At 39.6% G+C, this 24,234-nt stretch carries 19 protein-coding genes; 10 read left to right on the forward strand and 9 right to left on the reverse strand.

Going from position 1 to position 24,234, the window contains the following annotated elements; all coding sequences use genetic code 11:
• Positions 1 to 44: 44 nt before the first annotated feature.
• A complete protein-coding gene (locus I5515_RS11415) occupies positions 45 to 1,958 on the forward strand; it encodes an esterase/lipase family protein (protein WP_199966832.1) in 1,914 nt (637 codons plus the stop codon).
• A 53-nt stretch (positions 1,959 to 2,011) separates the two neighbouring features.
• Here I5515_RS11415 and I5515_RS11420 read toward each other — a convergent pair whose 3' ends face one another.
• The 7 genes from I5515_RS11420 to betI all read right to left on the reverse strand — a co-directional run bounded on the left by I5515_RS11420 (position 2,012) and on the right by betI (position 11,000).
• Positions 2,012 to 3,346, reverse strand: a complete 1,335-nt coding sequence (locus I5515_RS11420; protein ID WP_199966834.1) for a basic amino acid/polyamine antiporter — start codon at positions 3,344 to 3,346, stop codon at positions 2,012 to 2,014.
• Positions 3,347 to 3,351: 5 nt separating this feature from the next.
• Positions 3,352 to 4,230, reverse strand: coding sequence for a homocysteine S-methyltransferase family protein (locus I5515_RS11425; protein ID WP_199966836.1), 879 nt, complete (start codon positions 4,228 to 4,230; stop codon positions 3,352 to 3,354).
• Positions 4,231 to 4,446: 216 nt separating this feature from the next.
• Positions 4,447 to 4,917 (reverse strand): hypothetical protein, encoded by a 471-nt coding sequence (locus I5515_RS11430; RefSeq protein WP_199966838.1) that lies wholly within the window; start codon positions 4,915 to 4,917, stop codon positions 4,447 to 4,449.
• A 90-nt stretch (positions 4,918 to 5,007) separates the two neighbouring features.
• Complete coding sequence (gene mqo / locus I5515_RS11435) at positions 5,008 to 6,648, reverse strand: malate dehydrogenase (quinone) (RefSeq protein WP_199966840.1); 1,641 nt, start codon at positions 6,646 to 6,648, stop codon at positions 5,008 to 5,010.
• Between the two features lie 509 nt (positions 6,649 to 7,157).
• Positions 7,158 to 8,816 carry a choline dehydrogenase gene (gene betA / locus I5515_RS11440; protein WP_199966849.1) on the reverse strand — a complete coding sequence of 553 codons (1,659 nt, stop codon included), beginning with the start codon at positions 8,814 to 8,816 and terminating at the stop codon, positions 7,158 to 7,160.
• A gap of 95 nt (positions 8,817 to 8,911) precedes the next feature.
• Positions 8,912 to 10,384 (reverse strand): betaine-aldehyde dehydrogenase, encoded by a 1,473-nt coding sequence (gene betB, locus I5515_RS11445; protein WP_199966851.1) that lies wholly within the window; start codon positions 10,382 to 10,384, stop codon positions 8,912 to 8,914.
• The gene (gene betI, locus I5515_RS11450; RefSeq protein WP_199966859.1) at positions 10,377 to 11,000 is read right to left on the reverse strand and encodes a transcriptional regulator BetI; all 624 of its coding nucleotides are present in this window, start codon (positions 10,998 to 11,000) and stop codon (positions 10,377 to 10,379) included. The genes betB and betI overlap by 8 nt, the downstream gene beginning before the upstream one ends.
• A gap of 266 nt (positions 11,001 to 11,266) precedes the next feature.
• On the opposite strand from betI, the gene I5515_RS11455 reads away from it, so the two are divergent.
• The 4 genes from I5515_RS11455 (at position 11,267) to I5515_RS11470 (ending at position 16,466) form a co-directional block, all read left to right on the forward strand.
• Complete coding sequence (locus I5515_RS11455; RefSeq protein ID WP_199966861.1) at positions 11,267 to 12,889, forward strand: BCCT family transporter; 1,623 nt, start codon at positions 11,267 to 11,269, stop codon at positions 12,887 to 12,889.
• Between the two features lie 118 nt (positions 12,890 to 13,007).
• Entirely contained in the window at positions 13,008 to 15,074 is a 2,067-nt protein-coding gene (locus tag I5515_RS11460; RefSeq protein WP_199966864.1) for a choline transporter, read from the forward strand.
• Between the two features lie 11 nt (positions 15,075 to 15,085).
• Positions 15,086 to 15,700 (forward strand): MarC family protein, encoded by a 615-nt coding sequence (locus tag I5515_RS11465; protein ID WP_199966866.1) that lies wholly within the window; start codon positions 15,086 to 15,088, stop codon positions 15,698 to 15,700.
• Positions 15,701 to 15,950: 250 nt separating this feature from the next.
• Positions 15,951 to 16,466, forward strand: coding sequence for an acyl-CoA thioesterase (locus I5515_RS11470; RefSeq protein ID WP_005303245.1), 516 nt, complete (start codon positions 15,951 to 15,953; stop codon positions 16,464 to 16,466).
• Between the two features lie 129 nt (positions 16,467 to 16,595).
• Here I5515_RS11470 and I5515_RS11475 read toward each other — a convergent pair whose 3' ends face one another.
• Positions 16,596 to 16,790: a hypothetical protein gene (locus I5515_RS11475; protein WP_199966869.1), complete on the reverse strand. Its 195-nt coding sequence runs from the start codon at positions 16,788 to 16,790 to the stop codon at positions 16,596 to 16,598.
• Between the two features lie 492 nt (positions 16,791 to 17,282).
• Here I5515_RS11475 and I5515_RS11480 point away from each other — a divergent pair, with 492 nt between their 5' ends.
• Complete coding sequence (locus tag I5515_RS11480) at positions 17,283 to 18,281, forward strand: CobW family GTP-binding protein (protein WP_199966871.1); 999 nt, start codon at positions 17,283 to 17,285, stop codon at positions 18,279 to 18,281.
• 42 nt (positions 18,282 to 18,323) lie between these two features.
• Here I5515_RS11480 and dctA read toward each other — a convergent pair whose 3' ends face one another.
• A complete protein-coding gene (dctA, locus tag I5515_RS11485) occupies positions 18,324 to 19,586 on the reverse strand; it encodes a C4-dicarboxylate transporter DctA (protein ID WP_199966880.1) in 1,263 nt (420 codons plus the stop codon).
• 187 nt (positions 19,587 to 19,773) lie between these two features.
• Here dctA and I5515_RS11490 point away from each other — a divergent pair, with 187 nt between their 5' ends.
• The 4 genes from I5515_RS11490 to pgaC all read left to right on the forward strand — a co-directional run bounded on the left by I5515_RS11490 (position 19,774) and on the right by pgaC (position 24,231).
• On the forward strand, positions 19,774 to 20,304 hold the full coding sequence (locus I5515_RS11490; RefSeq protein WP_199966882.1) for a YaeQ family protein: 531 nt from the start codon (positions 19,774 to 19,776) through the stop codon (positions 20,302 to 20,304).
• An 86-nt stretch (positions 20,305 to 20,390) separates the two neighbouring features.
• Positions 20,391 to 20,732 carry an FKBP-type peptidyl-prolyl cis-trans isomerase gene (locus I5515_RS11495; protein ID WP_199966885.1) on the forward strand — a complete coding sequence of 114 codons (342 nt, stop codon included), beginning with the start codon at positions 20,391 to 20,393 and terminating at the stop codon, positions 20,730 to 20,732.
• A gap of 234 nt (positions 20,733 to 20,966) precedes the next feature.
• Positions 20,967 to 22,961, forward strand: coding sequence for a poly-beta-1,6-N-acetyl-D-glucosamine N-deacetylase PgaB (pgaB, locus tag I5515_RS11500; protein ID WP_199966887.1), 1,995 nt, complete (start codon positions 20,967 to 20,969; stop codon positions 22,959 to 22,961).
• Positions 22,962 to 22,974: 13 nt separating this feature from the next.
• On the forward strand, positions 22,975 to 24,231 hold the full coding sequence (gene pgaC, locus I5515_RS11505) for a poly-beta-1,6-N-acetyl-D-glucosamine synthase (protein ID WP_199966889.1): 1,257 nt from the start codon (positions 22,975 to 22,977) through the stop codon (positions 24,229 to 24,231).
• The last annotated feature ends 3 nt before the right edge of the window (positions 24,232 to 24,234 follow it).

Below are 24,234 nucleotides of genomic sequence, written 5' to 3' on the forward strand. Positions count from 1 at the left end.
GCATAATGACCTGATGGGGAACACATTCGTTAAAGGAATGCACAATGACAAAGTCTTACCATTATTTAATGATAACAATAATGGGGCTGCTCAGCGGTTGTCAGGTCATTCATTTAAAAGAAAGTGATTTAAGCAATGCTTTAAAAAGTAAAAATGAAAGTATTTTGACCGACAACACTTTAAGTCATCAAACTCAAAACTTACTGTATTTGGTCAAAAAAGATGAAAAGTCTTGCCTGCAAAATTTTAATGACTGTTTAAATAAAATTCAAAGTCTGTCTGAAAATAGTAGTCGAGAAGAACGCTATGCTGCGCTGAGTGAAATTTATTTAGCCAAGGCTTTAGATGTGGGGCGTAGCAGCCAATGTAATGTCACGAGTAAAAGTAACAGTTGTGTTGAGCAAGAGCTGGCGTTGTTCGATAAAAGCTTGCGCTATAGCTATGTCTATTTATTTGACTCTGAAGAGTCGCCGTTCGATCGTGTATTTGACCATCGCCAAAATCAGGTACGTATTTTTTATAACGTTGCCTTGTCGAAGCTCATGACCACCTATTTTAATCATTTAAATACACATCGCTTTCCACCTTTGCTTAAAGCAGATGGGCATGAGTACCACGTCAATTTTGACCACGCGTTAGATGTACAAAAAATTGAAGTCGATACTTTTCGCTCAAGTTATAACATGAACTTTTCTGGTTTTAACACCGTTAACCGTAAGGATGGTTTAGGGGCAGAGTTTATTGTTGGGCGTAAAGAAAATGATGTAAATCACGGCTTCATTTTAGACCCCGATGCTTTTTATGCTCATCAAACTAACCCGAATATTCATTTACCACGTTTCTTTCCAGTCACTGCCATTGCTTACCCAAAACAAAAAGCCACAGCCGATCAGATTATTGCGGGGGCAGAGTTAGAAATTGCGATGTTCGATCCATATCGGCAAGACCGTGTAAAAGTTGCGGGCGTGGACTATCCGCTGACCGCAAACTATTCGGCCCCTTACGGGCTTTGGCTGTCAAAATATAATTTAGGTGCAGCGGGTTATTGGTCTTTAGTCAATAAAGAATCTAATTTGATTATGCCGCATTTATATATGCTTGAACCCTTTAATCCAAACAAGAAAATTATTGTGTTTGTTCATGGTCTGGCAAGTAGTCCAGAGGCATGGGTGAGTCTAACCAACGACATTATGGGCGATGCCGAGTTAAGGCAAAATTATCAGGTCTGGCAGGTGTTTTATTCAACCAACATGCCGATTGTTGAAAGTCGTTTTCAAATTTATTCATTGCTCAATCAGGCTTTTCAAAATATTGCCAAAGACAGCTATGCCGCACACGATGCTGTGTTGGTCGGGCACAGTATGGGAGGCGTCATTAGCCGTTTGTTGGTAAGCAATGCAGATGTTTCAGCGCAAGCCATACAAAAAATGAATGAAGCGCAGCTAAACCGTTTAAAAGAAAATCCGGTCATTCGTGAGCGTTTTCAGTTCAAAGCTTTGCCATATTTTAAACGAGTTGTTTTTGTTTCGGCACCGCATCATGGCACAGATTACGCTGACCGATGGTTTACTCAAATTGCCCGCCGTATTATTCGCTTACCTGCTGATTTTTTCATTGCGGTAGAAATGCGAGATGATAAAAATACGAAACTCGGAAAAGGTTTGATTGAAAATGGGGCGAGTAATTTAAGTCGTTCTTCTAATTTTATGCAGCTCACACAAAACATTCAGCCATCGTCCAACGTGGTTTATCACTCGATTATGGGCAATATTAATGGCACTCCAGATAAATTAAAAAGCAGCGATGGCATTGTGCCTTATCAAAGTTCACATTTGGGTGGTGAGCAGTCGGAATTGATTATTAAAGGCGGCCATTCGATTCAGACCACACCAGAGGCGATTTTAGAATTACGTCGTATTTTAAGATTGCATTTAAAGCAGTCGCAACCTTCAAAATAGTAAGTTATTTTTAGAAAACCACTGCTGAAATGGTTCGGCAGTGGTTGAAGTGATTAATTAAGCTGGTTTTGTTTGAGTGATTTTTTGTGCTCAAGATAGCTGACTGAAAAAATAACCAAGCCGACCAAATACAACACGCCAGACAAGAGTAATAAATCTAACCCTGCGGCATAGAGCAACCAAAGTGCATAGGTTGAAGCAACGCTGGCAATCGCAATATGTGGCGTGCGTTTGTGGCGGATCGATTCTTTAAGATAAAAAGCAGACACCAGAAAATAAGGCAGCAAAATCATGACCGATGAAATCAGTAAAAGCTGGGTGTAGTTTTTATTGAAAAAATACACCGCAATCAATGCACCTTGCACGACAATGGTGGTTAGCCAAAGTGATGAAATGGGTACATTATTTTGATTATTCTTTAAAAATAATTTCGGGAATGCACCATTTTTTGCAGCTAAATATGGAATTTCAGTGGCAAATAACGTCCAGCTTAAATAAGACGACGCAACCGAAATAATCAGCCCGATGGTAATAACAATCGTACCCGGTAAGCCGATCAGTTGCTGCAAAATGGTTGCCATTGAAGGATTGTGCATGCCTGCAAGCGCTTCACGACTGACTACGCCATAGGCCAATACGGTTACCATCACGTAAAAACTTAAAGCCAGTAGCACGCCCAAAATGGTGGCTTTACCAATGTCATGACGTTTTTTTGCACGCGATGATAAAACTACTGCACCTTCAATACCGGTAAATACCCAAAGGGTAATCAGCATCAGGTCTTTTACTTGCTGCCAAAGCGGAACTTTTAAAGAAAAGTCGTGTAAGTTCAGTTTGAACAAATCAAATTTAAAGGCAATGAAGGTAAAGAATATGAAAACCACCATTGGGATGATTTTGGCGATGGTTGCCAGTAAATTCACAATTGCAGCTTCTTTAATGCCTCGGCTGACTAACCAATGCACAAGCCATACAAAAATGCTGGAACCGATCAGTGCGTAAAAGGTATTACCTTCACCAAAAATAATATGGTCTTTGCTGTCGGTAAACATGCCGACGCCAGAAAAGGCAATTACCACATAGCCGACAATACCAATGGTGGTACATAACCAATAGCCCCAAGCCGAGCAAAACCCGATGAGGTCACCAAAACCTTCACGCGCATAGTTATAAATACCGCCATCTAAATCTGGTCGTTGACGGGTTAAATGTAAGAGCGTGAGGGCCAAGAAAATAATGCCGACTCCGGTAATGAGCCATGCAACAAGAAGGGCAGAGCCGTTGGCGACTTGTGCCATATTTTGGGGAAGGCTAAATACACCTGACCCCACCATAGAGCTAAATACCAGCGCTGTAAGAGACAATAATCCAATTTTGGCAGCAGACATGGTATTTATTCTTTAAAAAATTGAGAAAGTTCGGCAATGTGTTCTGGTCCAATACCACAGCAACCACCTACCAAACTTGCGCCTGCTTGCTGCCATTGCTTGGCAAAACCAAGATAAGCTGGGGCATCTAAGTCTTTACGAACTTCATCAAGACCATCGTTCGCTGTTGCGCTGCTATCTTGAGGCGGGAAAGCATTTGCGTAGGCACCAATTTGTACAGACTCTGGAATGAGTTCTTTAATTTCATTAATGGCCTGTAAGATCACTTCAGGTTGACAGCAGTTAAACAACACAGCTTTAGCATTGGATTGTTTTATAAAATCAGCCACTTGTTGCATGTTTTCGCCCGAACGAAGTAGGGCTTGTTCTTGTTTAATTTCGTCTTGCAAGGTAAATGATACCCAATAGTCCTTACCATCTTTTGGCAATAACGCATGCACCGTTTCGACTTCTTTTAAGCATGATTGAGTTTCGGCTAACCAGAAATCAACCTCTGGTGCCAAAGTGTTAATGATTGGCTCAGCAAGGTTTTTAGCCTGTTCAGGCTGGAATAGGTCTGCGCGGTAAGAACCAAATAGCGGCGGTAAACAACCTGCGATTTTGACATTTTTGCCACTTTCTTTAACTGCATTTTTTGCTTGTTCGATTGCAACTTGAATTAAACGAACACCGTCAGTTTCAAAACGTTCTTGTCCAATATGAAAAGGTACGACAGCGTAGTTATTAGTGGTAATGACTTCCGATCCAGCATTGATAAAATCGAGATGTACTTCTTTGACTGTTTCAGGGGCTTCAATGAGTGCGAGTGCAGACCACTCAGGTTGACGAAATGGAGCACCACGACGGGCCAATTCACGGCCTAAACCGCCATCTAAAATTTTCATAAATTACAACATAAAGGGAGAGAAATAATTCAGCTAATCTAGCGTGTAGATGAGCCGTGTTCAATCGCGAATATGCTCGTTATATTTCTAAATAAATTAGATTGTTATGAATATTTTTTCTTAAAAGGAATTCTGTAAACGATGTTCAGTTTTACTGATGAACTTCATGTGAAAAAGAAAACGTATTAATTTAAAAATATAGAATAAAAAATGATCTTACAAGGCGCCGTATTGTTGCCAGCTTTCACCTGTGTGTTGTGTTTTATAATAGGCTTTAAGTTGTTCAAGTTGAGTAAAATGGATGCCTACCCAAACCAATAAACTGATCAATATTAAAATCTTAAATACATTACGAAGTTTATTTAGATGGGCAAAAGCCAGTAGAACAAAAAACAGAGCAGGTAAAAATATGAAAAACTGAACTGCTGAGAAAAATAAATGGGCAGTACTAAAGTAGACCGAGATAGCACTCATGAGCAGATTTAAAACTGAAAATTGTTTTTGATACTTACCGAGCTTAAACGCATAAGCCGTTATAGCAAGTAACACAGCCGAGCTGACGTAAATGGCGGTGCCGCCTATCATCCACATATAAAACCCGCTCAACAAAAGATAAGCCAGTAGCAAAACAAGCAAGAGCTTAAAACAAAATGATAAGAGGCGAGGTGATGAGTTTAAAGGCGTCATAGCGAATCTATATCTCAACTGAGGTCTTAAAAAAACAAAAGGACGAATCGAAATTCATCCTTTTGATAGTTTACTTATACATCATCAAACTTAGTTTGCTTTTGCAACTGGGGCAGCAGCAGTTTCATCGTTTGCAGCTTTAAACGGAGATGTATAGTTCAAGCCAAGCGTAGAACTTGTGTACTGACGAACTTTGTCGAGTAATACAGGGTCTTTGCTTAAGTCTTGTTTGTAAGACACCACAATTTCATGAAGCTTCTGGTTCCATTTACCTTCAGTTTGCTCAGGGAAAGCTTTTTCAAGCAAGTTGAGCATGATATACGGAGAAGTCGAAGCACCCGGAGACGCACCTAACAACGCAGTTACAGCACCATCTTTAGACGCAAAGATTTCTGTACCGAATTGAAGAGTTGCAGGTTTACCCGGTTCTTTCTTGATGATCTGAACACGTTGACCACCTTGGCTTAAACGCCAGTCTTCAGCTTTCGCATCTGGGTAGTATTTACGAAGTTCATTTAAACGGTCTTTGTCTGACATCATTACTTGGCTTACCAAGTATTTAACAAGATCAAGGTTTTCTAGACCAACAGTCGTCATTGGTAAAACGTTGTTTTTGTTTGTTGATGCAAGTAAGTCAAGCTGAGAACCATTTTTCAGGAACTTGTTTGAATAAGTCGCAAATGGTCCGAACAATACATATTTTTTACCGTCGATATAACGCGTATCAATATGTGGTACAGACATTGGCGGCGCACCAAGTTCAGCACGGCCATATACTTTTGCAGTATGTTCAGCAGTAATTTTAGGGTTGTCAGTAATTAAGAACTCACCACCTACAGGGAAGCCTGCATATTGTTTAGCTTCTGGTAAACCAGTAAGTTGCAATAATTTAACCGCTGCACCACCCGCACCAATAAATACAAAACGTGTTTTAACGTGATCTACTTTACCAGTTTTCAAGTTTTTGAAAGACACAGTCCAAGTTTTGTCATCATTTTGGCTGATGCCAGTCACTTCGGTTGAAGTCTGTAATTTGAAATTCGGGTTTTGATCTAAACGATTCACCAATTGCTTAGTGATAGAACCATAGTTTACGTCAGAGCCAACATCCATACGGGTCGCTGCAACTTTTTGGCTAGGGTCACGATCGTTCATTACTAAAGGCGCCCATTGTTTAATCACAGCTGGGTCTTCAGTAAATTTCATGCCTTTGAACAACGGGCTTTGAATCATGGCAGCATAACGTTTTTCTAAGAATTGAACGTTATCGCCCCAAACGAAAGCAATGTGTGGAACTGGATTAATGAATGATTTCGGTTCAGCTAAAACGCCTTGTTTTACCTGATATGACCAGAACTGTTTAGCGACTTCAAATTGAGAAGCAACTTTTTCAGCTTTGACAATTTCCATCTTACCGTTTTTTTCTTCGGTATAGTTCATTTCCATAAAGCCAGAGTGGCCTGTTCCGGCATTGTTAAAGCCGTTTGAACTTTCTTGAGCAACTTGGTCAAGACGTTCGTACATACGAATTTGCCAGTTTGGTTCAAGCTCAGTGAAATAAGTACCGAGAGTGGCACTCATGATGCCGCCGCCAACAAGAACAGCATCAACAACTGGTTCATCTTTTGCAGTTTCTACTTGTTTTGACGCAGTTGGTCTAAACAAGAAAACGATACCTGCAATTAAAATAAGAATGATTAATACCAGAAGGTATTTCAAAAACTTTTTCATGTAAGGGGGACCTTAAAATAAGTTATTTGAGTCACTTAAGGTGTGAGGAAACCTAGACAGCGTATCCAGACAAAATGGATATAAATGCGAAAGTAAATTCTCAAAATTAGAGAACTTCAAAAAAAATAAAATTACTTGGGATTATCGCAAACACTCTATATTTTAGACTAATTTTGCATTGACAAGACAATTTTTATAATAAATGGGGTTCATTAAAATCATAAATATGATTTATATTTGATCAAAATGAGCTTTAATAAGATAAATTATACTTAATAATTAACTTTAAATATTTGAAATTTAATATTTATTTTTAATGCGGTTAAAGTTGGGTCATTTGAAGGATATTTAACGATAAAAATAGATTATTTTTTATTTCATGGCATTTTTATGTAAATAAGTATCTCGCAGCCGCTTATTTTTTGTCATACATTGTTCTTATTAATGGTCGAACTATAGATATTAAATTAAGGGTATATCTCTGAATAAGAAATATACCCTTTAACATTTTATGACGCTACATAGAACGGTGCTGTTGACCGTGGTAACGCTTCACGTCCACGAATTTGATCTGCAATTTTCTCGGCAATCATAATGGTGGTTGCGTTTAAATTACCGGTAATAATCAGCGGCATGATAGAGGCATCGACTACACGTAAGCTTTGCATACCATGTACGCGGCCTTGACCATCTACGACAGCCATTTCGTCTTCACCCATTTTACAGCTACAAGAAGGGTGATAAGCCGTTTCTGCATGGTTACGAACAAAGTCATCAAGCTCTGCATCAGTTTGCACATGTTTGCCCGGACTAATTTCTTCACCACGATATGGGTCGAGAGCCGGTTGCTGCATGATTTCACGAGTGATACGAATTGCATCGCGGAACTCACGCCAGTCTTGTTCAGTCGACATGTAGTTAAACAAGATGCTTGGATGCTCAAACGGATCTTTTGATTTAAGTCGAATACGACCACGTGAAGGGGAACGCATTGAACCGACGTGTGCCTGAAAACCATGTTCTTTTACTGCATTACTACCATTGTAATTAATGGCAACTGGCAAGAAATGGTACTGAATGTTTGGCCATTTGAACTCATCTGAACTACGGATAAATCCGCCAGCTTCAAACTGGTTACTTGCGCCAACACCTGTACCATTAAATAACCACTCGGCACCAATGGCAGGTTGGTTGTACCATTTCAAGGCAGGATATAAAGACACGGGTTGCTTACATTTATATTGCAAGTACATTTCTAAATGATCTTGCAGGTTTTCACCTACACCCGGTAAATCATGAACCACATCAATGTCCATTGATTTTAAGAAGGTACTTTGCCCCACACCTGAGCGTTGTAAAATTTGTGGTGAAGCAATTGCACCTGCACAAAGTAACACTTCGCGTTTAACCAAGGCACGCTGCAAGTTGTTTTTGTCAGCGCCTATAATGTATTCAACACCAATCGCTTGTTTTTGGTTAAACAAGATTTTATTGGTAGTGGCATGGGTCAAAATGGTCAGATTCGGACGACCTTTTGCCATGTCTAAATAACCACGTGCGGTACTTGAACGACGACCTTTAGGTGTTACTGTGCGGTCCATTGGACCAAAACCTTCTTGCTGGTAACCATTTAAGTCATCGGTACGCGGGTAACCTGCTTGTACGCCAGCTTCAACCATGGCATGAAACAAGACATTATTACCATTTTTAGGTGTAGCAACTGACACAGGGCCATTGCCACCATGGTAGTCATTTTCACCAATATCACGAGTTTCGGCTTTTTTGTAGTAAGGCAAACAGTCGGCATAAGACCAGTTTTCTAGACCTTTATGGGTTGCCCATTGTTCTAAATCCATTGCATTACCGCGGATATAGCACATACCATTAATTAAAGATGAGCCACCTAAACCTTTACCACGACCACATTCCATACGACGGTTATTCATGTGTGGTTCAGGGTCGGTTAAATAAGCCCAGTTATAACGGCGGCCTTGAAGAGGGTAGGCCAAAGCTGCCGGCATTTGAGTACGAAAATCCAAACGATAATCTGGACCACCTGCTTCTAAGAGTAAAACGGTGGTATTTTTGTCTTCAGTAAGACGTGCAGCAAGTACATTTCCGGCAGATCCTGCGCCAATGATAATGTAATCATATTCTTTAATATTCATAACTATCCTTTTTTTACTAACAGTTTGCCTGAGCAATCTATAAAGATTGCTCGGCATATGTGATTTAGATTGAAGTGTCTAAAGCGATTGAGGCATTAAAAAATGCTTTGGTAATCGCCGAGTTCAACTTGAATAGATTTGATACGGGTATAGTGCCCAAGCGTGGTGAGACCATTTTCGCGGCCTACACCAGATTGTTTGTAGCCACCTACTGGCATTTCGGCAGGCGATTCGCCCCAAGTGTTAATCCAGCAAATACCCGCTTCAATTTGGTGAATCATGCGGTGAGCGCGGCTAATGTCTTGAGTGACAACGCCGGCAGCTAAGCCAAAGGTTGTGTCGTTGGCACGACGGATGACTTCTTCTTCGGTTTCATAGCTTAAAACGCTCATGACAGGTCCAAAAATTTCTTCTTGAACAATCGCCATCTGGTCATTGCAGTCGCTAAATACAGTCGGTAGTACATAAGCGCCTTTAGCGAGTTCGCCTTCTGTTGCACGCCCGCCACCAATTAAAACTTTAGCGCCTTGTTGTTTGCCAGACTCAATGAAAGACAGAACTTTTTCCATGTGAGGGAAGCTGGTGAGTGGTCCGAAGTTGGTTTCTTCAGCCATTGGGTCACCAATGCGAATACGTTTTACACGTTCTACAACGGCTTTTTCAAAATCGGCTAAAAGAGATTTTGGAACAAATACACGAGTACCATTGGTACAAACTTGGCCTGAACTAAAGAAGTTTGCCATGACAGCAATATCTGCTGCGCGATTAAGGTCGGCATCTTCACAAATAATCAGTGGAGACTTACCACCTAGCTCCATCGTTACTTCTTTAAGTGTAGAGCCTGCGGCACTTGCCATGACTTTTTTGCCAGTTTCAACACCACCAGTGAATGAAATTTTTTCAATCACAGGATGTTCAGTGAGCCATTGACCGATTTCACGACCAGCACCTTGCACAACGTTAAATACGCCGTCTGGAACGCCTGCTTCTGTATAGATTTCTGCAAGTTTAAATGCAGTAAGAGGCGTTGTTTCACTTGGTTTGAAAATCATGGCATTGCCGGCAGCAAGAGCAGGGGCCGATTTCCATAAAGCGATTTGAATTGGATAGTTCCAGGCACCAATACCTGCAACCACGCCTAAAGGTTCACGGCGTGTATAAAAGAAACTTGATTCGCGAAGTGGAACTTGGTCACCTTGAATGGCGGTTGCAAGTCCTGCGTAATATTCGAGTACATCTGCACCAGTTACAATATCGACGGTAGATGTTTCGCTATAAGCTTTACCTGTGTCTAGTGTTTCAAGACGGGCAAGCTCATCATTACGTTCACGAAGAATGTCGACAGCACGACGTAAAATACGTGAACGCTCCATGGCAGTCATGGCAGCCCAGATTTTTTGTCCTTGTTGAGCACTTTGTACAGCAGCTTCAATATCTTGTTCTGAAGCCTGTTGAAGAGTCGCGATGGTCTCGCCGTTGGCAGGGTTAATACTATTAAATGTTTTACCACTGGTTGCTTTAACGTAGCGTCCATGGATATACAGTTGATGAACTTGTACATCACTCATTTTGTCTCTCCTGCAAAGGCTTGTTCGCAAATTGCACTTGCGTTTGTACATAATCGTAAGCAATGGAACGGGCAAGATTGCTGTCAAATTCGTTATGACGGCTTAAACTGCCTCGTAACCATAATCCATCAATCAATGCTGCCAAACCTCGAGCGGCAACACTGGCCTGTTGTTCTTCCATTAACTTGAGAAAATAAAACTTCAAGTTGGAATACAGGCGTTGATCATTAATCTTTTGCAAACGGCTTAGGTCTGGTACATGCATGCTTGCAGACCAAAAGTCTAACCAGACCCGCATTGCTTTTTCATTGACCTGACTAATGTCAAAGTTAGAGTCGATAATGGCCTTAATCTGGCTCTCTGGATGCGAATCTGCTTCTGCTCTGTATTGTTCGGTTTTATGCCGAAGAACATTTAACATTTCTTGCATACAGGTATTTATCAACCCTTGTTTGTCGCCAAAATAATGGCTGACAATGCCGGTCGACAGCTCGGCTTTTTTTGCAATTTGTGCAATGGTCGTATTGGATAACCCCACTTCATAAATTACGTCGAGTGCAGCGTTCATGATTTCTTCACGTCGCACGTGCTCTGGTTTTACTCTGCGTTTTGTCATGATTTTCCACATCAGCACGTTTAGCGGTGCTTTAAATCCAGCATGTTAACTTGCAGAGCATCATAGCACTTTTTTTATCATACTTGTTATTGATTGAACGTTCAATCAATAACAAGTATGATATGTAAAATTCAATAAATTTTTGAAGATAACCTCTAAGAGTAAAGAGGTAAAATCAAAGACTCTTAAGGATAGGATAATGCGCATAAGTACATCACTTATCACGTTATTTTGAGAAAAATACACCGATTGCAAGGAGCAACAAGATGGTGTTGAAAAGTGATAGATATTCTTCAGACCATATTCGGTTAAATCGTTTTGTATTTTGGAGTTCGGCCATCAGTATTGGCATTTTTGGCCTACTTTTTGTGCTGTTTCCAGAGAAAAGTCAGTTTTGGTTGACCTCTATACAAGAGCAAGTAAATCACTTTTTTGGGTGGTATTACATGCTGGTTATTGTGCTGAGTCTGGGTTTTGTTGCTTGGCTCGCTTTTTCAAAAGTAGGGCAGATTCCCTTAGGAAAAGACGACGATAAACCTGAGTTCACTTATCTGGCATGGACTTCAATGCTGTTCTCGGCAGGTATTGGTATTGCACTACTTTATTATGGCGTGGCCGAACCTGTTGACCATTTTTTAAGACCGCCAGAAGGCGAGGCTGGAACCATTCAGGCCGCCCGCAATGCCATGACTTATAGTTTTTTGCATTGGGGCATTCATGGCTGGGTGCTCTATGCATTGCTCGGAGTCACTTTAGGTTATTTTGCTTTCAGACAAAATTTACCATTGGCATTACGTTCGGCGCTTTACCCAATTTTTGGAGAGCGTGTGCATGGTTTGGTGGGTGATTTTGTGGATGGGTTTGGAATATTAGCTACAGTTATTTCCTTAGTGACCAATTTGGGTATTGGCGCGTTGGTTCTTGTATCTGGCATTTGCTACTTACTTCCTCAAATTCCTGATAATTCTGCAACCTTAATTACTGCTGTCCTTGCCATGATGTTTGTTGCCATGATCACTACTGTGGTGGGTATTGAAAAAGGCTTGGCATGGTTATCACGCATTAATTTACGTTTGCTGTATGCATTACTTCTATTTGTATTTTTAACGGGTCCGACAAATCATTTATTAAATGGTCTGGTACAAAATGTTGGAGATTACATGAGCAACTTTATTGCTAAGAGCTTCGATATGTATTTATACAATCAGAAGGCAACTGGCTGGTTGGGTTCATGGACTGTATTTTATTGGGCATGGTGGATTGCTTGGGCACCTTTTGTAGGTATGTTTATTGCCCGTATTTCAAAAGGACGCACAATTCGAGAAGTCGTTTTGGGTGTTTGCCTGATTCCACTCGGCTTTACGTTGGCTTGGATTTCAGTTTTTGGAAATACTGCAATTTACTTTATCTTGAATCAAAAACAGAAAGTTTTAGGTGATATGGTCTTAACTGACCCAGCATTATCATTATTTAAATTACTCGAATATCTGCCATTTAATCCGTATGTTGCTGGCATTGTTGTTGTAATTTGTTTCGTTTTATTTTTGACACCAGTTGGGTCTGGTACACTAATGATCGCTAATTTGTCCTCAAAAGGGGGCACCAATGATAGTGATTCACCGATCTGGTTACGCGTCTTTTGGTCTGTGGTAATTACCATTGTAAGTATTGGCTTGTTATTAGCCGGTAGTTTTAACTCCATGCAAAGTGCTGTGGTGTTATGTGGTTTACCATTTTCAGTCATTATTTTGCTTTATATGTTTGGTTTGGCCAAAGCCCTAAAGCAAGATGATTTTGACCCTCAATTAGTGAAAAAACAGTTAGCTGTTTCAAAAGACATTTCGGTTCCATCGAATTGTGACCAGAATAAAGTGACCGAGGTTTTATAACCTCAACCGATCACATCTATATATTATTTTTTGCGTTTAAAGTCGTCTTTTCATTGTTTTGAATAGTGAAAAGACGAAATTAAATATTTTGTTTTTATTTTTATTCCTTGAGGATTGTATGGCAACAGATAATCCAAGAGCAGTTGATGATTTAACATTATCTAAATCTAAAAAAGACCCACTCAACCGTGTGGTTTTTTATTTTTCAGCTGTACTTATTTTAATTTTTTCGCTTGTCACGTTTTTGTTCAACGATTTTGCAAATCGGGTAATGAATACCGTACTTCATTGGGTAACTTCAACCTTTGGTTGGTATTACCTGCTTGCCGCAACGCTATATATGGTTTTCGTGATTTTCATTGCCTGTTCAAGATATGGCAATATTAAATTAGGACCTAAGCATTCAAAACCTGAGTTTAGTTTACTCAGTTGGTCTGCAATGCTGTTTTCGGCCGGTATTGGTATCGATCTAATGTTCTTTTCGGTCGCAGAACCATTATCTCACTATATGCAGCCTCCAGTCGGAGCTGGTCAGACCTATGAGGCAGCACGCCAAAGTATGGTCTGGACACTGTTCCACTATGGTTTAACTGGTTGGTGTATGTATGCCTTGATTGGTATGTCATTGGGATACTTTAGCTATCGTTATAATCTGCCACTTACCATTCGTTCTGCACTTTACCCAATTTTCGGGAACAGAATTAATGGTGCAATTGGGCATAGTGTTGATACGGCTGCCGTGATCGGAACAATTTTTGGTATTGCGACCACCTGCGGGATTGGCGTAGTACAGCTGAATTATGGCCTACATGTGTTATTGGGATTACCAGAAAACATCTGGATGCAATTTATCCTGATTGTTGTCGCGGTTGGAATTAGTATTATTTCGGTGACATCTGGGGTCAATAAGGGCCTGCGGATTTTATCTGAAATCAATATTTATGTTTCGATCGGGTTATTACTCTTCATTTTGTTCTTGGGGAATACTGAGTTTTTACTCAATGCTCTTGTGCAAAACGTTGGCGACTATTTAACCCGTTTCCCGACTTTAGCTTTACAAAGTTTTGCCTTTGAACAGCCTAAAGAATGGATGAGTAGCTGGACCTTGTTCTTCTGGGCATGGTGGATTGCTTGGTCTCCATTTGTGGGGCTATTTTTGGCGCGCATTTCAAGAGGGCGTACCATTCGTGAGTTTGTGTGCGGTACTTTAATTATCCCACTTTTATTTACGATTACGTGGTTATCTATTTTTGGTAATAGTGCGTTGTACAGTGTGATTTTTGAAGGAAACCAAACTTTAGCTGCTACGGTATTGGCTAATCCTGCTCATGGTTTCTATGATTTATTAGCACAATATCCCGGCTTTACTTTCATTGCTTCAATTGCCACTGTAACGGGACTTTTGTTCTATGTGACCTCTGCCGATTCGGGCGCGCTGGTGTTAGGTAACTTCACTACAAAGTTAACGCATATTGATAATGATGCGCCGCGCTGGCTAAGTGTGTTCTGGGCAATTGCTATTGGTTTGTTAACACTTGCCATGCTCATGACCAATGGAATTACAGCCTTGCAAAACGCGACCATTATTATGGGATTGCCGTTTAGTTTCGTGATGTTCCTTGTGATGGCTGGGCTTTATAAGTCATTAAGGCTAGAAGACTACAGGCATGCCAGCCGCAGTATGAATGCAGCTCCAGTGGTCGGTAATGTCGATATTCTGAACTGGAAAAAGCGTTTGACTCGAGTCATGCATCATCCGGGAACCACTGAAACCCAACGCATGTTAGATACGGTTTGCCAACCAGCTGTTCAGGCAGTTGCTGATGAACTCATCAAGCAAGGAATGAATGTAGATGTGCTGCAAACATCGCTCGAAGATGAAGATGCACTTTATCATCTGGATCTTACTATTCACTTAGAAGAAGAGCAGAACTTTGTTTATCAGATCTGGCCTGTGCGTTATAGTGCGCCGAACTTTAGCCAACGTGTGAAACGCGGCAAACAGTTCTATTATCGATTAGAAACGTATCTTTATGATGGCTCACAAGATAATGATCTGGTGGGTTACAGTAAAGAACAGGTCATTAATGATATTTTAGATAAATATGAAAGACATATGACGTTTTTACATATTAATCGTATTAGCCCGGGCAACCGACCGTTGTTCCCAGATCCACAAGCTTAAGGGGAATATGCATGGTTTCTCCATACCTACATTCGTTTGCTTTATTTTTCTCTTTGCTCAATCCATTTTTAATGAGCATTTATATGATTGGCCTCATCCGCCATTCAGAAACAAAGGTGTTTAATAAAGCACTGATTCAGGGAAGCTTGATTGCATTTGTTGTGTTCATGCTATTTGCATGGGGCGGCGAAGCAATTTTTAGTAAATATCTGAACGTGCGTTTTGAAGCTTTCCAGATTTTTGGTGGCTTGATTTTTCTTGTGATTGGCTATCGTTATGTGTTTCAAGGTGCCGATACGATTGGTGAAATGCGTGGTGCGCCGGAACATCTGGCTGGCACCATTGCAATGCCTTTCATGATTGGCCCAGGAACCATTAGTGCTGCCGTTGTCACAGGAATTGAAATGTCAATTGGTGAAGCTGCCCTCGTGATTGCCTTCACTTTATTTTTAACCTGTAGTATTTTGATTTTGATGAAATTTTCACATGATCATTTACGCTATAAACATGCTAAGCATATTGACCGTTACTTTGATATTGTCGGGCGTTTATCTGCTTTATTAATTGGTACCATTGCCATTGATATGATTATTAATGGCGTGACTGGCGTGATTAATAAAGTATAACCACTCGCTTGCAAGAGCCTGCTATGCCATTGAACGTAGAATAAAATGGCATAGCATCTTCTAAAAAATTTAAAATGAAGAATGCAATTTATAAAAATATATTTAAAAAATAATGTCTTAAAAAATAAAATTTCGAAAAAACAATGATGGATATTAGAAAATACAATGCCATGTTATAGATTTAATCATGTTTTTTTTGTGAATTATCAACCATAATGTTGACTGAGCTTGTTAGAAACAGAGTTGAACCATGCCTACATTAGATGAAATAACCACAGCAACTGATGATCAGTCTGAATTGACGATGTCAGTTTTGATGACGCCTGATATGGCAAATTTTTCAGGTAATGTTCATGGTGGTACGATTCTAAAACTACTAGACCAAGTCGCTTACGCTTGCGCAAGTCGTTACTCAGGTGGCTACGTGGTGACTTTATCTGTAGATAAGGTCAATTTTAAAGAACCTATTTATGTAGGTGAGCTGGTAACCTTCTTGGCAAGTGTGAACCATGTGGGCCGTACTTCAATGGAAGTTGGTATACGTGTTGAAGCCCAAAATATTCAAAAGCGTACAGTACGCCACACCAATAGCTGTTATTTCACTATGGTGGCTGTTGATGAACAAGGTAAGCCTTGTGAAGTACCTCATTTAAAACTCGATACCGAGTGGAAACGTTGTCGCTTTGAAGCCGCAGAGCATCGCAAGGTTTTACGTCTACAAGAAAACCATAACCCATCTTGTAGCATGTATAAAAAATCTTCTTAAAAAAAAGATTGAATTAAAAAAAAGGATCGAACCGCAGCATGGTTCGATCCTTTTTCTTTACTGAAATTCAAAGTCCTTTTTTCTTTTCAGTAAAATTATCTCTGAGTTTGGAGGAGAGTGCTGAGATAATTAACGAGTTGCAGGAGCAGCTTCAGAAGCAGAACCTACCGCTTCAGATGCAGCATTTGCAGTGTTTGCTTGTTCTTGAGTTGAAACTACAACTTTATCTTCAGGAGCATGAACTTTGTCATGTTTAGAAGCAGCAAAAGTTGAAGCAGCAGTTAAAGCGAGTGTAGTAGCGAGTAAAGTTTTAGCTAATTTCATTTTATGGCATCCTTATATATCTATTGATAAATAAATTAAACTTAACAGTCCATACATCGAATATGTATTTGAGAACGATTAAGTTAGGAGACATGCTAAGCCGCACCGAGCATTACATCAATTAACTTAACAATCTATTACGCCTATCTTAACAATATGAAATATACGGGCCATTTATGTGCGGAATCTGTAAAATTAACCGGCTTAAGCACACCTTAAAATGTGAAAAAATATTTCTTTTTGAATAAAAAAAAACCAGTTGTGTTACGTAAACCGCACACTCTGGCATGAATTGTGAATGTGTATAAATAGAATATTCCGTTTGATTTATATATATTTAAAGTTAATTTAGATTATAAATGAGATGTAAATCTCATTTTTCATGTATTAAGTAAAAATTAAAAAACACAAGGTCAGATTTAAAAATCATTTACATGACAAAAAAGAGTGATATACCTAAAATGTTTTAGACCATTCCAATTTGAGTGTCTTGTGAAATTTATTGCCCAAAAAACTGTTCCTACTCATATCATTTCTGGTTTTTTAGGGGCAGGGAAAACCACATTATTGCAGCATTTACTAAGTCAGAAACCTCAAAATGAGGTCTGGGCTGTATTAATGAATGAATTTGGGCAAATTGGGGTAGATCAACAACTATTACCTCAAGATCAAGGTTACGCGGTAAAAGAGTTATTAGGCGGTTGTCTATGTTGTAGTAGTCAGTTGCCTATGCATGTTGCTTTAGCTCGCCTGTTGAGTGAGCAAAAGCCAGATCGTCTGTTTATCGAGCCGACGGGTCTGGGACATCCGTCTCAACTATTTGACCAGTTAACTGAGCCTCATTGGCAAAGTAGTTTGGCAATGCGTGCTTTGGTTACAGTCATAGATGGTAGTCGCTTGCATGATACCAACTGGGTCAAACAAAACCTTTATGAAGACCAGTTAAAAGCTGCCCAAATTGTGGTGGTTTCACATACTGACGTCATGACTTTTGAAGATGAGCAAGCGCTTGATCAACTCAAAGAGGAATATCAACCTTATCAACAAGAGTGGATTAACACTGAACATGGTCAATTAGCGTTAAATAAAATTGATTTGCCCGCTCGTTTAACAGAGCGATCTATACAACCTTTACTTAAACTTCAAAAACAAATGACTGAAGCAGAGGTTGCTAAAGAAATTCATCAGTTGCCATATCACTATGTAGAATCAGCTCAAGGCTATATCGTTGCAGGTTGGAAATTACCTAAACGCTGGAAATTCGATTTTTATGCTTTGCTAGATTTATTGTGCGCGCAGCAGAACTGGCTACGGATTAAAGGAATTTTTAATACAGATCAGGGGTGGAAAACGTTTAACTTTAATCCTGACCAGTTTAATTACAAGTCGGGTGAAGAGGGAATCGACAACCGTATTGAAATGATTAGCCAGCAACAACATGATTGGTTGGCATTTGAAACTGAGTTGTTAAATTGCCGAGTTGAAGAATAGAGAACATTGAAAAAGTGAATCAATGTTCTCCAAAATATTCATCTAGTTTTTGATGTCGAGTACAGCTTTCGCTTGAGCATGATCAATGTCTTTTTCCCAATGAGCAATGACTACAGTGGCTACACAGTTACCAATGAGGTTAGTGCAGGCGCGAATAATTCCAATAAACCAGTCCACTGAAAGAAGAAGTACAAGACCAATCGCAGGGAGGCTTGGAATGACTGAAAGTGTTGCTGCAAGAATAACTAATGCTGAACCAGGAATACCGTGTGCACCCTTAGATGTGATAAGTGAAACCAGCAAGATCGCTAGCAAGTCATGCATAGACAAATCAATATTGCAGGCCTGAGCAATAAAGATCACACCTAAAGTTAAGTAAATTGAAAACCCGTCCAAATTAAATGAATAACCAGTTGGAATAACCAGCCCCACAGTTGAGTCTTTAATTCCTAGATTTTTGAGTTTTTTCATAATTTGAGGAAGAACGGAGTCAGAAGAGGCTGTGCCCAAAACAATTGCCAGCTCATCTTTGAAATAGCCCACAAATTTGAAAATGTTGAGGCCAGTCAGTTTTAAAATTGATCCTAGAACAATCACAACAAATAAAATGCAGGTTGCGTAAAACAGTAAAACTAAATAACCCAATTGTAAGAGTGAATCTAAACCAAATTTAGCAGTGGTGTAGGCCACTGAGCCGAACACACCAATCGGGGCTAAACGAATGATCAGACCCATAATTTTAAAGAAGACTTCGGAAAAAGCTTCAAGGGCCTGACGTACCAGTTCCGCCAAATGTTTGGGAATTAAAAGTAGGGATACACCAAATAAAATGGCAATGAGTAAAACTTGTAAAATATCGCCGTTTGCAAAAGCGCTAGTAAATGTTTTTGGAATGAGGTTCAGGATGAAATCAGAACCCGTATGCATTTCATGAGCACGTTCAGTGTAGGTGCTTAAATCTTTTGCATCTAAATGGCTAATATCGATATTCATGCCGACGCCAGGTTTGAATACATAAGCCACTACAATACCCAAGATTAGGGCAATACTTGTGACTGCCTCAAAGTAGAGAATTGTTTTTGCACCGACTTTGCCCATTTTTTTGATGTCATTTGCACCATAAATACCAAGCACGACCACACAGAACACAATAGGTGCAATCAACATTTTAATTAAAGAAATAAAACCATCACCTAATGGCTTTAAAGATAGGGAGAAATCATGAAAACCAATTCCAACTGCAATTCCCAGAAAGAGTGCACAAAGAACTTGTAAAAATAAACTACGCTTGAGCTTTTGCCACATAAGTCATCAATTTTAGGAGAAGAATAATATCTCTTTTAAGCAAAAAGCCGGCCAACTCTAAAATAAGTGGAGCATTTTGAAACAATATGCAAATTTCCCATCGCTATGTTTTGCATTGCTCAGTTTTTTTATAATTTTTTAGCCAAAATCGAGTATCCTTAGCGCCAAATTTTGGAACATATTACTCATGGCGCTTAAAGCAACAATTTATAAGGCAGACTTGAATATTGCCAATATGGATGACCATATTTATGGTGATTACCAGCTGACGCTTGCCTTGCATCCTTCTGAAACTTTAGAACGTTTAATGGTTCGTCTGATGGCCTTTGCTCGTTTTGCAAGTGATGAGCTTGAATTTACGAAAGACCTTTTTGAAACTGACGAACCTGCGTTGTGGCAAAAAGATTTAACGGGTCAGTTGGAAACATGGATTGAAGTGGGCTTACCCTCAGAAGATAAAGTCAAAAAAGCCAGTGCACGTTGTAAAACAGTTGCGATTGTTGTGTATGGCACGCAAGTTGAAGACTGGTGGAAGAGAAATAGTAAAATTAAAACGTTAAGTAACGTTCAAGTTTGGCAAATTGCCCCTCAAAGCACAGCCGAGCTAGAACAACTCTGTGAAAGAACCATGCAGTTACAGTTAAATGTTATGGACACAGAGTGGACGTTGCTTGGTGATAAAGGCCAAGCAAATGTGGTGTGGACGCAGTTACAGTAAAACTGGAAAGCGCAACAAATTTTACAAATTCACTTGCTAGACTAAAGATTGAGTCTGAGCTGTGAAATTAAATGAACGGAAATGTTATGATCACTGAATTAGAAATTATTGACTTAAAAGTAGGCGAAGGTAAAGAAGCAGTTAAAGGTGCCTTAATTACCACTCATTATACGGGCTGGTTAGAAGATGGTACTCAATTCGACTCTTCAATTGACCGCGGAAACTATTTTGAATGTGTGATTGGTACAGGCCGTGTTATTAAAGGTTGGGACCAAGGCATCATGGGAATGAAAGTTGGCGGAAAACGTAAACTTATTGTTCCTGCGCATTTGGCTTATGGCGAACGCAAAATGGGTAAAATTATTCCGGCAAACTCAAATTTGATTTTTGAAATCGAATTATTTGACGTAAAAACCCGTGATGCATGAAATCAAATTCTTTAGATTTTGATTTTATATATAAGCTTTAAATATAAATATATTCGGTATTTATATTTTAGCTTTTTGAATATTTAAGATTATTTTCAGTTTATTTGATTATAAAGGTGAACTGAAAACTGTTCTTTTGGGCAGGCTGAACCTAAGAGCTAAATTGATATAAAGTTTAGTTCTTAAGTTTAAATTTCACATAAATAATCTATATTGCTATTGAGACGCTATTTCATGATTACCCGCTTTGCATCTCCTTTGTTGAACCTAACGCTTGGCTTAGCTTTAGCAGGCTTGTCAGGCATGGCCTTGGCTAAGCCTCTTAAAATAGATGCTTCAGAACTTACTGTTATTGGCTATCATGAAATTACCGATACTAAAAATGCCTTAATTCCTCAATATGCAGTGACCACGAAACAATTTAGTGAGCATATTGATTGGCTGCAAAAAAATGGCTTCCATTTTATTACTGTAGACCAATTGATTCGTGCTCATCAGGGTAAGGTTCCACTACCGACCAAGCCAGTTTTATTAACTGTAGATGATGGTTACCAAACTTTTTATCAAAATGCTTATCCGGTCATTAAGGCTAAAAAAATCCCGGTAGTACTTGCAGTTGTTGGTTCATGGTTAGAACCAAAATCAAATCAGAAAGTTGATTTTTCTGGTGAAGAAATTCCACGCGATAAAATCTTAAGCTGGCCTGAACTTAAAGAAATGCAAGATAGCGGTTTTGTTGAAATTGCAAGCCATAGCTATCATTTACACCGTGGTATTACAGGTAACCCGCAAGGGAACTCTGAGCCTGCGGCAACAACACGTTTATATGATGTAAAAACCAAAACGTATGAAAATGATAGCCAATATCAGGCCCGAATTTATAATGACCTGAAAAAGAATAATGACTTATTAAAAGCACATGGTTTACGTTCGCCACGTATTATGGTGTGGCCATATGGTCGCTATAATATGCAAACTGTACAAATTGCAAAAAAATTAGGCATGCCTGTGACCATTACACTTGATGATGGGGCAGATCATGCAAAACAGTCTCTGCAAAATATGAGTCGTATTTTGGTAGAGGGTGGAATGAGTACCAATGATTTGGCTCAAGAGATTAAGAACCGCGAGTTAAACTTAACGGATAATAATCGTCCGCAAAAAATCATGCATGTTGATCTCGACTATATTTATGATCCAGATCCACAGCAACAAGAACGTAATTTAGGCAATTTACTCGACCGAATTAATGCGATGGGTGTAAATACAGTTTATTTACAAGCTTTCGCAGACGCAGATGCTAATGGTTCTGCCGATATGGTATACTTCCCAAATCGACACATGCCTATGCGTGCTGATTTATTCAACCGTGTTGCATGGCAAATCCAAACGCGCACCCCTGTAAGCCGTATTTATGCGTGGATGCCATTATTGGCATGGGAACTACCAAAAACTGATCCTGTATCAAAAGATTTGGTAGTGACGGAGCAGGCGAAAACGAATGGACATCTCAATATGGGATACATTCGCTTGAGTCCTTTTTCACCTGAAGCACGTCAAACCATCCGTGAAATATATGAAGATTTAGCGAAGTCATCATCGTTTAATGGAATTTTATTCCATGATGACGTAACGTTATCCGATTATGAAGATGCAAGTCCAGATGCTTTAAAAGCTTATGCAAAACAAGGCTTACCAACAGATTTGGCAAAAATCCGTGCGAATGACCAAGACTTGCAAAAGTGGACAGCATATAAAACAAAATATTTAGATGATTTTGCAATGCAGCTTGTTGATCAGGTACGTCAATATGAGCCGTTCCTGCTTACAGCACGTAATTTATATGCACAAGTGGCTCTAAAACCGTATGCGGAAAATTGGTACTCTCAGTCCCTTGAAGAGTCATTAAACCGTTATGATTTTACTGCCATTATGGCAATGCCTTATATGGAAAAAGTAGATAACGCCGATCAATTTTATAAAGATATGATTGATCGTGTGAAACAATATCCAAATGGCATTAAGAAAACAGTTTTTGAGCTTCAAGCAACAAACTGGCGTAACAACCAAAAGGTACCTTCAACTGAAATGGCTGCGACAATTCATTCTCTCTATGAGCAAGGTGCAATGCATGTTGCATACTATCCAGATGATCCAATTAAAGATCATCCGGACGTTAACGTGATGCATAAAGCATTTGCTGAAAAATCATCTCGTCTTGTGCCGTAGACGAGGCTGAAACATGACAATCTTTGCTGCAATATGGTCGCAGGCTCTAAAGTTCGTTTTTTATTATCCATTGTTTATGTCATATCTATGGATGATTGGTGCGATCATTTTCTATTGGAAAGAACGTAAGGCTCCACCTTACGATCAACCGGCTCCATTAGAAAGCTATCCGAAAGTTGCTGTACTTGTTCCTTGCTTTAACGAAGGCGATAATGCAGAAGAAACCATTAGTCACGCTTTAAAACTGGATTATCCTCATTTTGAAGTCATTGCGATTAACGATGGCAGTTCGGACAATACAGGTGAAGTGCTAGATCGTTTAGCTGAACAATACGAAAAACTTCGTGTTGTTCACCTTGCACAAAACCAAGGTAAAGCAATGGGCCTACAGGCTGGTAGCCTCATGACCGATGCCGAGTTTTTAATTGGTATTGATGGCGATGCTTTACTTGACCCACATGCAGCAAAATGGATGATTCGTCATTTTCTTCAGAATCCAACAGTTGCAGCCGTAACTGGAAATCCACGTATTCGTACGCGTTCAACTTTGTTAGGACGTATTCAAGTCGGTGAGTTTTCTTCGATTGTGGGAATGATTAAACGTGCGCAGCGTACATTTGGTCGTTTGTTTACGGTGTCTGGTGTCATTACGGCTTTCCGTAAAAGTGCTGTTCACCAAGTCGATTATTGGTCACCAAATATGTTGACCGAAGACATCGACATTACTTGGAAATTGCAACGTGCAGGCTGGGACATTCGTTTTGAACCGAATGCCTTGGTCTGGATTTTAATGCCTGAAACATTAAACGGATTGTGGAAACAGCGTTTACGTTGGGCAATGGGTGGGGCACAGGTATTAATTAAAAATATTGATGTGTTCACCAAACCAAAATTGAATTTCTTATGGCCTTTAATGTTTGAGCTTTGCTTAACTTTAGTCTGGTCATATTTAATGCTGGCAATGGCTTTATTGTGGTTGGTACATTTTATTTTCCCAGTCCCTGCATTAGCCGTTGTGAGTTCCCCATTTTTACCGTATGGTACAGGTATTTTATTGGGGGCAACCTGTCTAATTCAGTTTGCTTTAAGCAAATGGATGGATAGTCGTTATGAACCGAATCTAGGAAAAAACTATTTCTGGATGATTTGGTATCCATTGGTCTTTTGGCTAATCACCATTTCGGCAACCATTGTGGCATTTCCAAAAGTCTTACGACGTGGAGATGAGAAACGAGCACGTTGGGTAAGCCCGGATCGGGGCATTCGTTAGATG

Origin of the sequence: Acinetobacter calcoaceticus (assembly GCF_016508255.1) — a bacterium.
GTDB classification, from domain to species: Bacteria; Pseudomonadota; Gammaproteobacteria; order Pseudomonadales; family Moraxellaceae; genus Acinetobacter; species Acinetobacter calcoaceticus_E.

Bases quoted from the DNA above. Each gene is read 5' to 3' on its own strand.
- I5515_RS11415 (WP_199966832.1), top strand. From the start codon at position 45: ATGACAAAGTCTTACCATTATTTAATGATAACAATAATGGGGCTGCTC.
- I5515_RS11420 (WP_199966834.1), bottom strand. From the start codon at position 3,346: ATGTCTGCTGCCAAAATTGGATTATTGTCTCTTACAGCGCTGGTATTT.
- I5515_RS11425 (WP_199966836.1), bottom strand. From the start codon at position 4,230: ATGAAAATTTTAGATGGCGGTTTAGGCCGTGAATTGGCCCGTCGTGGT.
- I5515_RS11430 (WP_199966838.1), bottom strand. From the start codon at position 4,917: ATGACGCCTTTAAACTCATCACCTCGCCTCTTATCATTTTGTTTTAAG.
- mqo (WP_199966840.1), bottom strand. From the start codon at position 6,648: ATGAAAAAGTTTTTGAAATACCTTCTGGTATTAATCATTCTTATTTTA.
- betA (WP_199966849.1), bottom strand. From the start codon at position 8,816: ATGAATATTAAAGAATATGATTACATTATCATTGGCGCAGGATCTGCC.
- betB (WP_199966851.1), bottom strand. From the start codon at position 10,384: ATGAGTGATGTACAAGTTCATCAACTGTATATCCATGGACGCTACGTT.
- betI (WP_199966859.1), bottom strand. From the start codon at position 11,000: ATGACAAAACGCAGAGTAAAACCAGAGCACGTGCGACGTGAAGAAATC.
- I5515_RS11455 (WP_199966861.1), top strand. From the start codon at position 11,267: ATGGTGTTGAAAAGTGATAGATATTCTTCAGACCATATTCGGTTAAAT.
- I5515_RS11460 (WP_199966864.1), top strand. From the start codon at position 13,008: ATGGCAACAGATAATCCAAGAGCAGTTGATGATTTAACATTATCTAAA.
- I5515_RS11465 (WP_199966866.1), top strand. From the start codon at position 15,086: ATGGTTTCTCCATACCTACATTCGTTTGCTTTATTTTTCTCTTTGCTC.
- I5515_RS11470 (WP_005303245.1), top strand. From the start codon at position 15,951: ATGCCTACATTAGATGAAATAACCACAGCAACTGATGATCAGTCTGAA.
- I5515_RS11475 (WP_199966869.1), bottom strand. From the start codon at position 16,790: ATGAAATTAGCTAAAACTTTACTCGCTACTACACTCGCTTTAACTGCT.
- dctA (WP_199966880.1), bottom strand. From the start codon at position 19,586: ATGTGGCAAAAGCTCAAGCGTAGTTTATTTTTACAAGTTCTTTGTGCA.
- I5515_RS11490 (WP_199966882.1), top strand. From the start codon at position 19,774: ATGGCGCTTAAAGCAACAATTTATAAGGCAGACTTGAATATTGCCAAT.
- I5515_RS11495 (WP_199966885.1), top strand. From the start codon at position 20,391: ATGATCACTGAATTAGAAATTATTGACTTAAAAGTAGGCGAAGGTAAA.
- pgaB (WP_199966887.1), top strand. From the start codon at position 20,967: ATGATTACCCGCTTTGCATCTCCTTTGTTGAACCTAACGCTTGGCTTA.
- pgaC (WP_199966889.1), top strand. From the start codon at position 22,975: ATGACAATCTTTGCTGCAATATGGTCGCAGGCTCTAAAGTTCGTTTTT.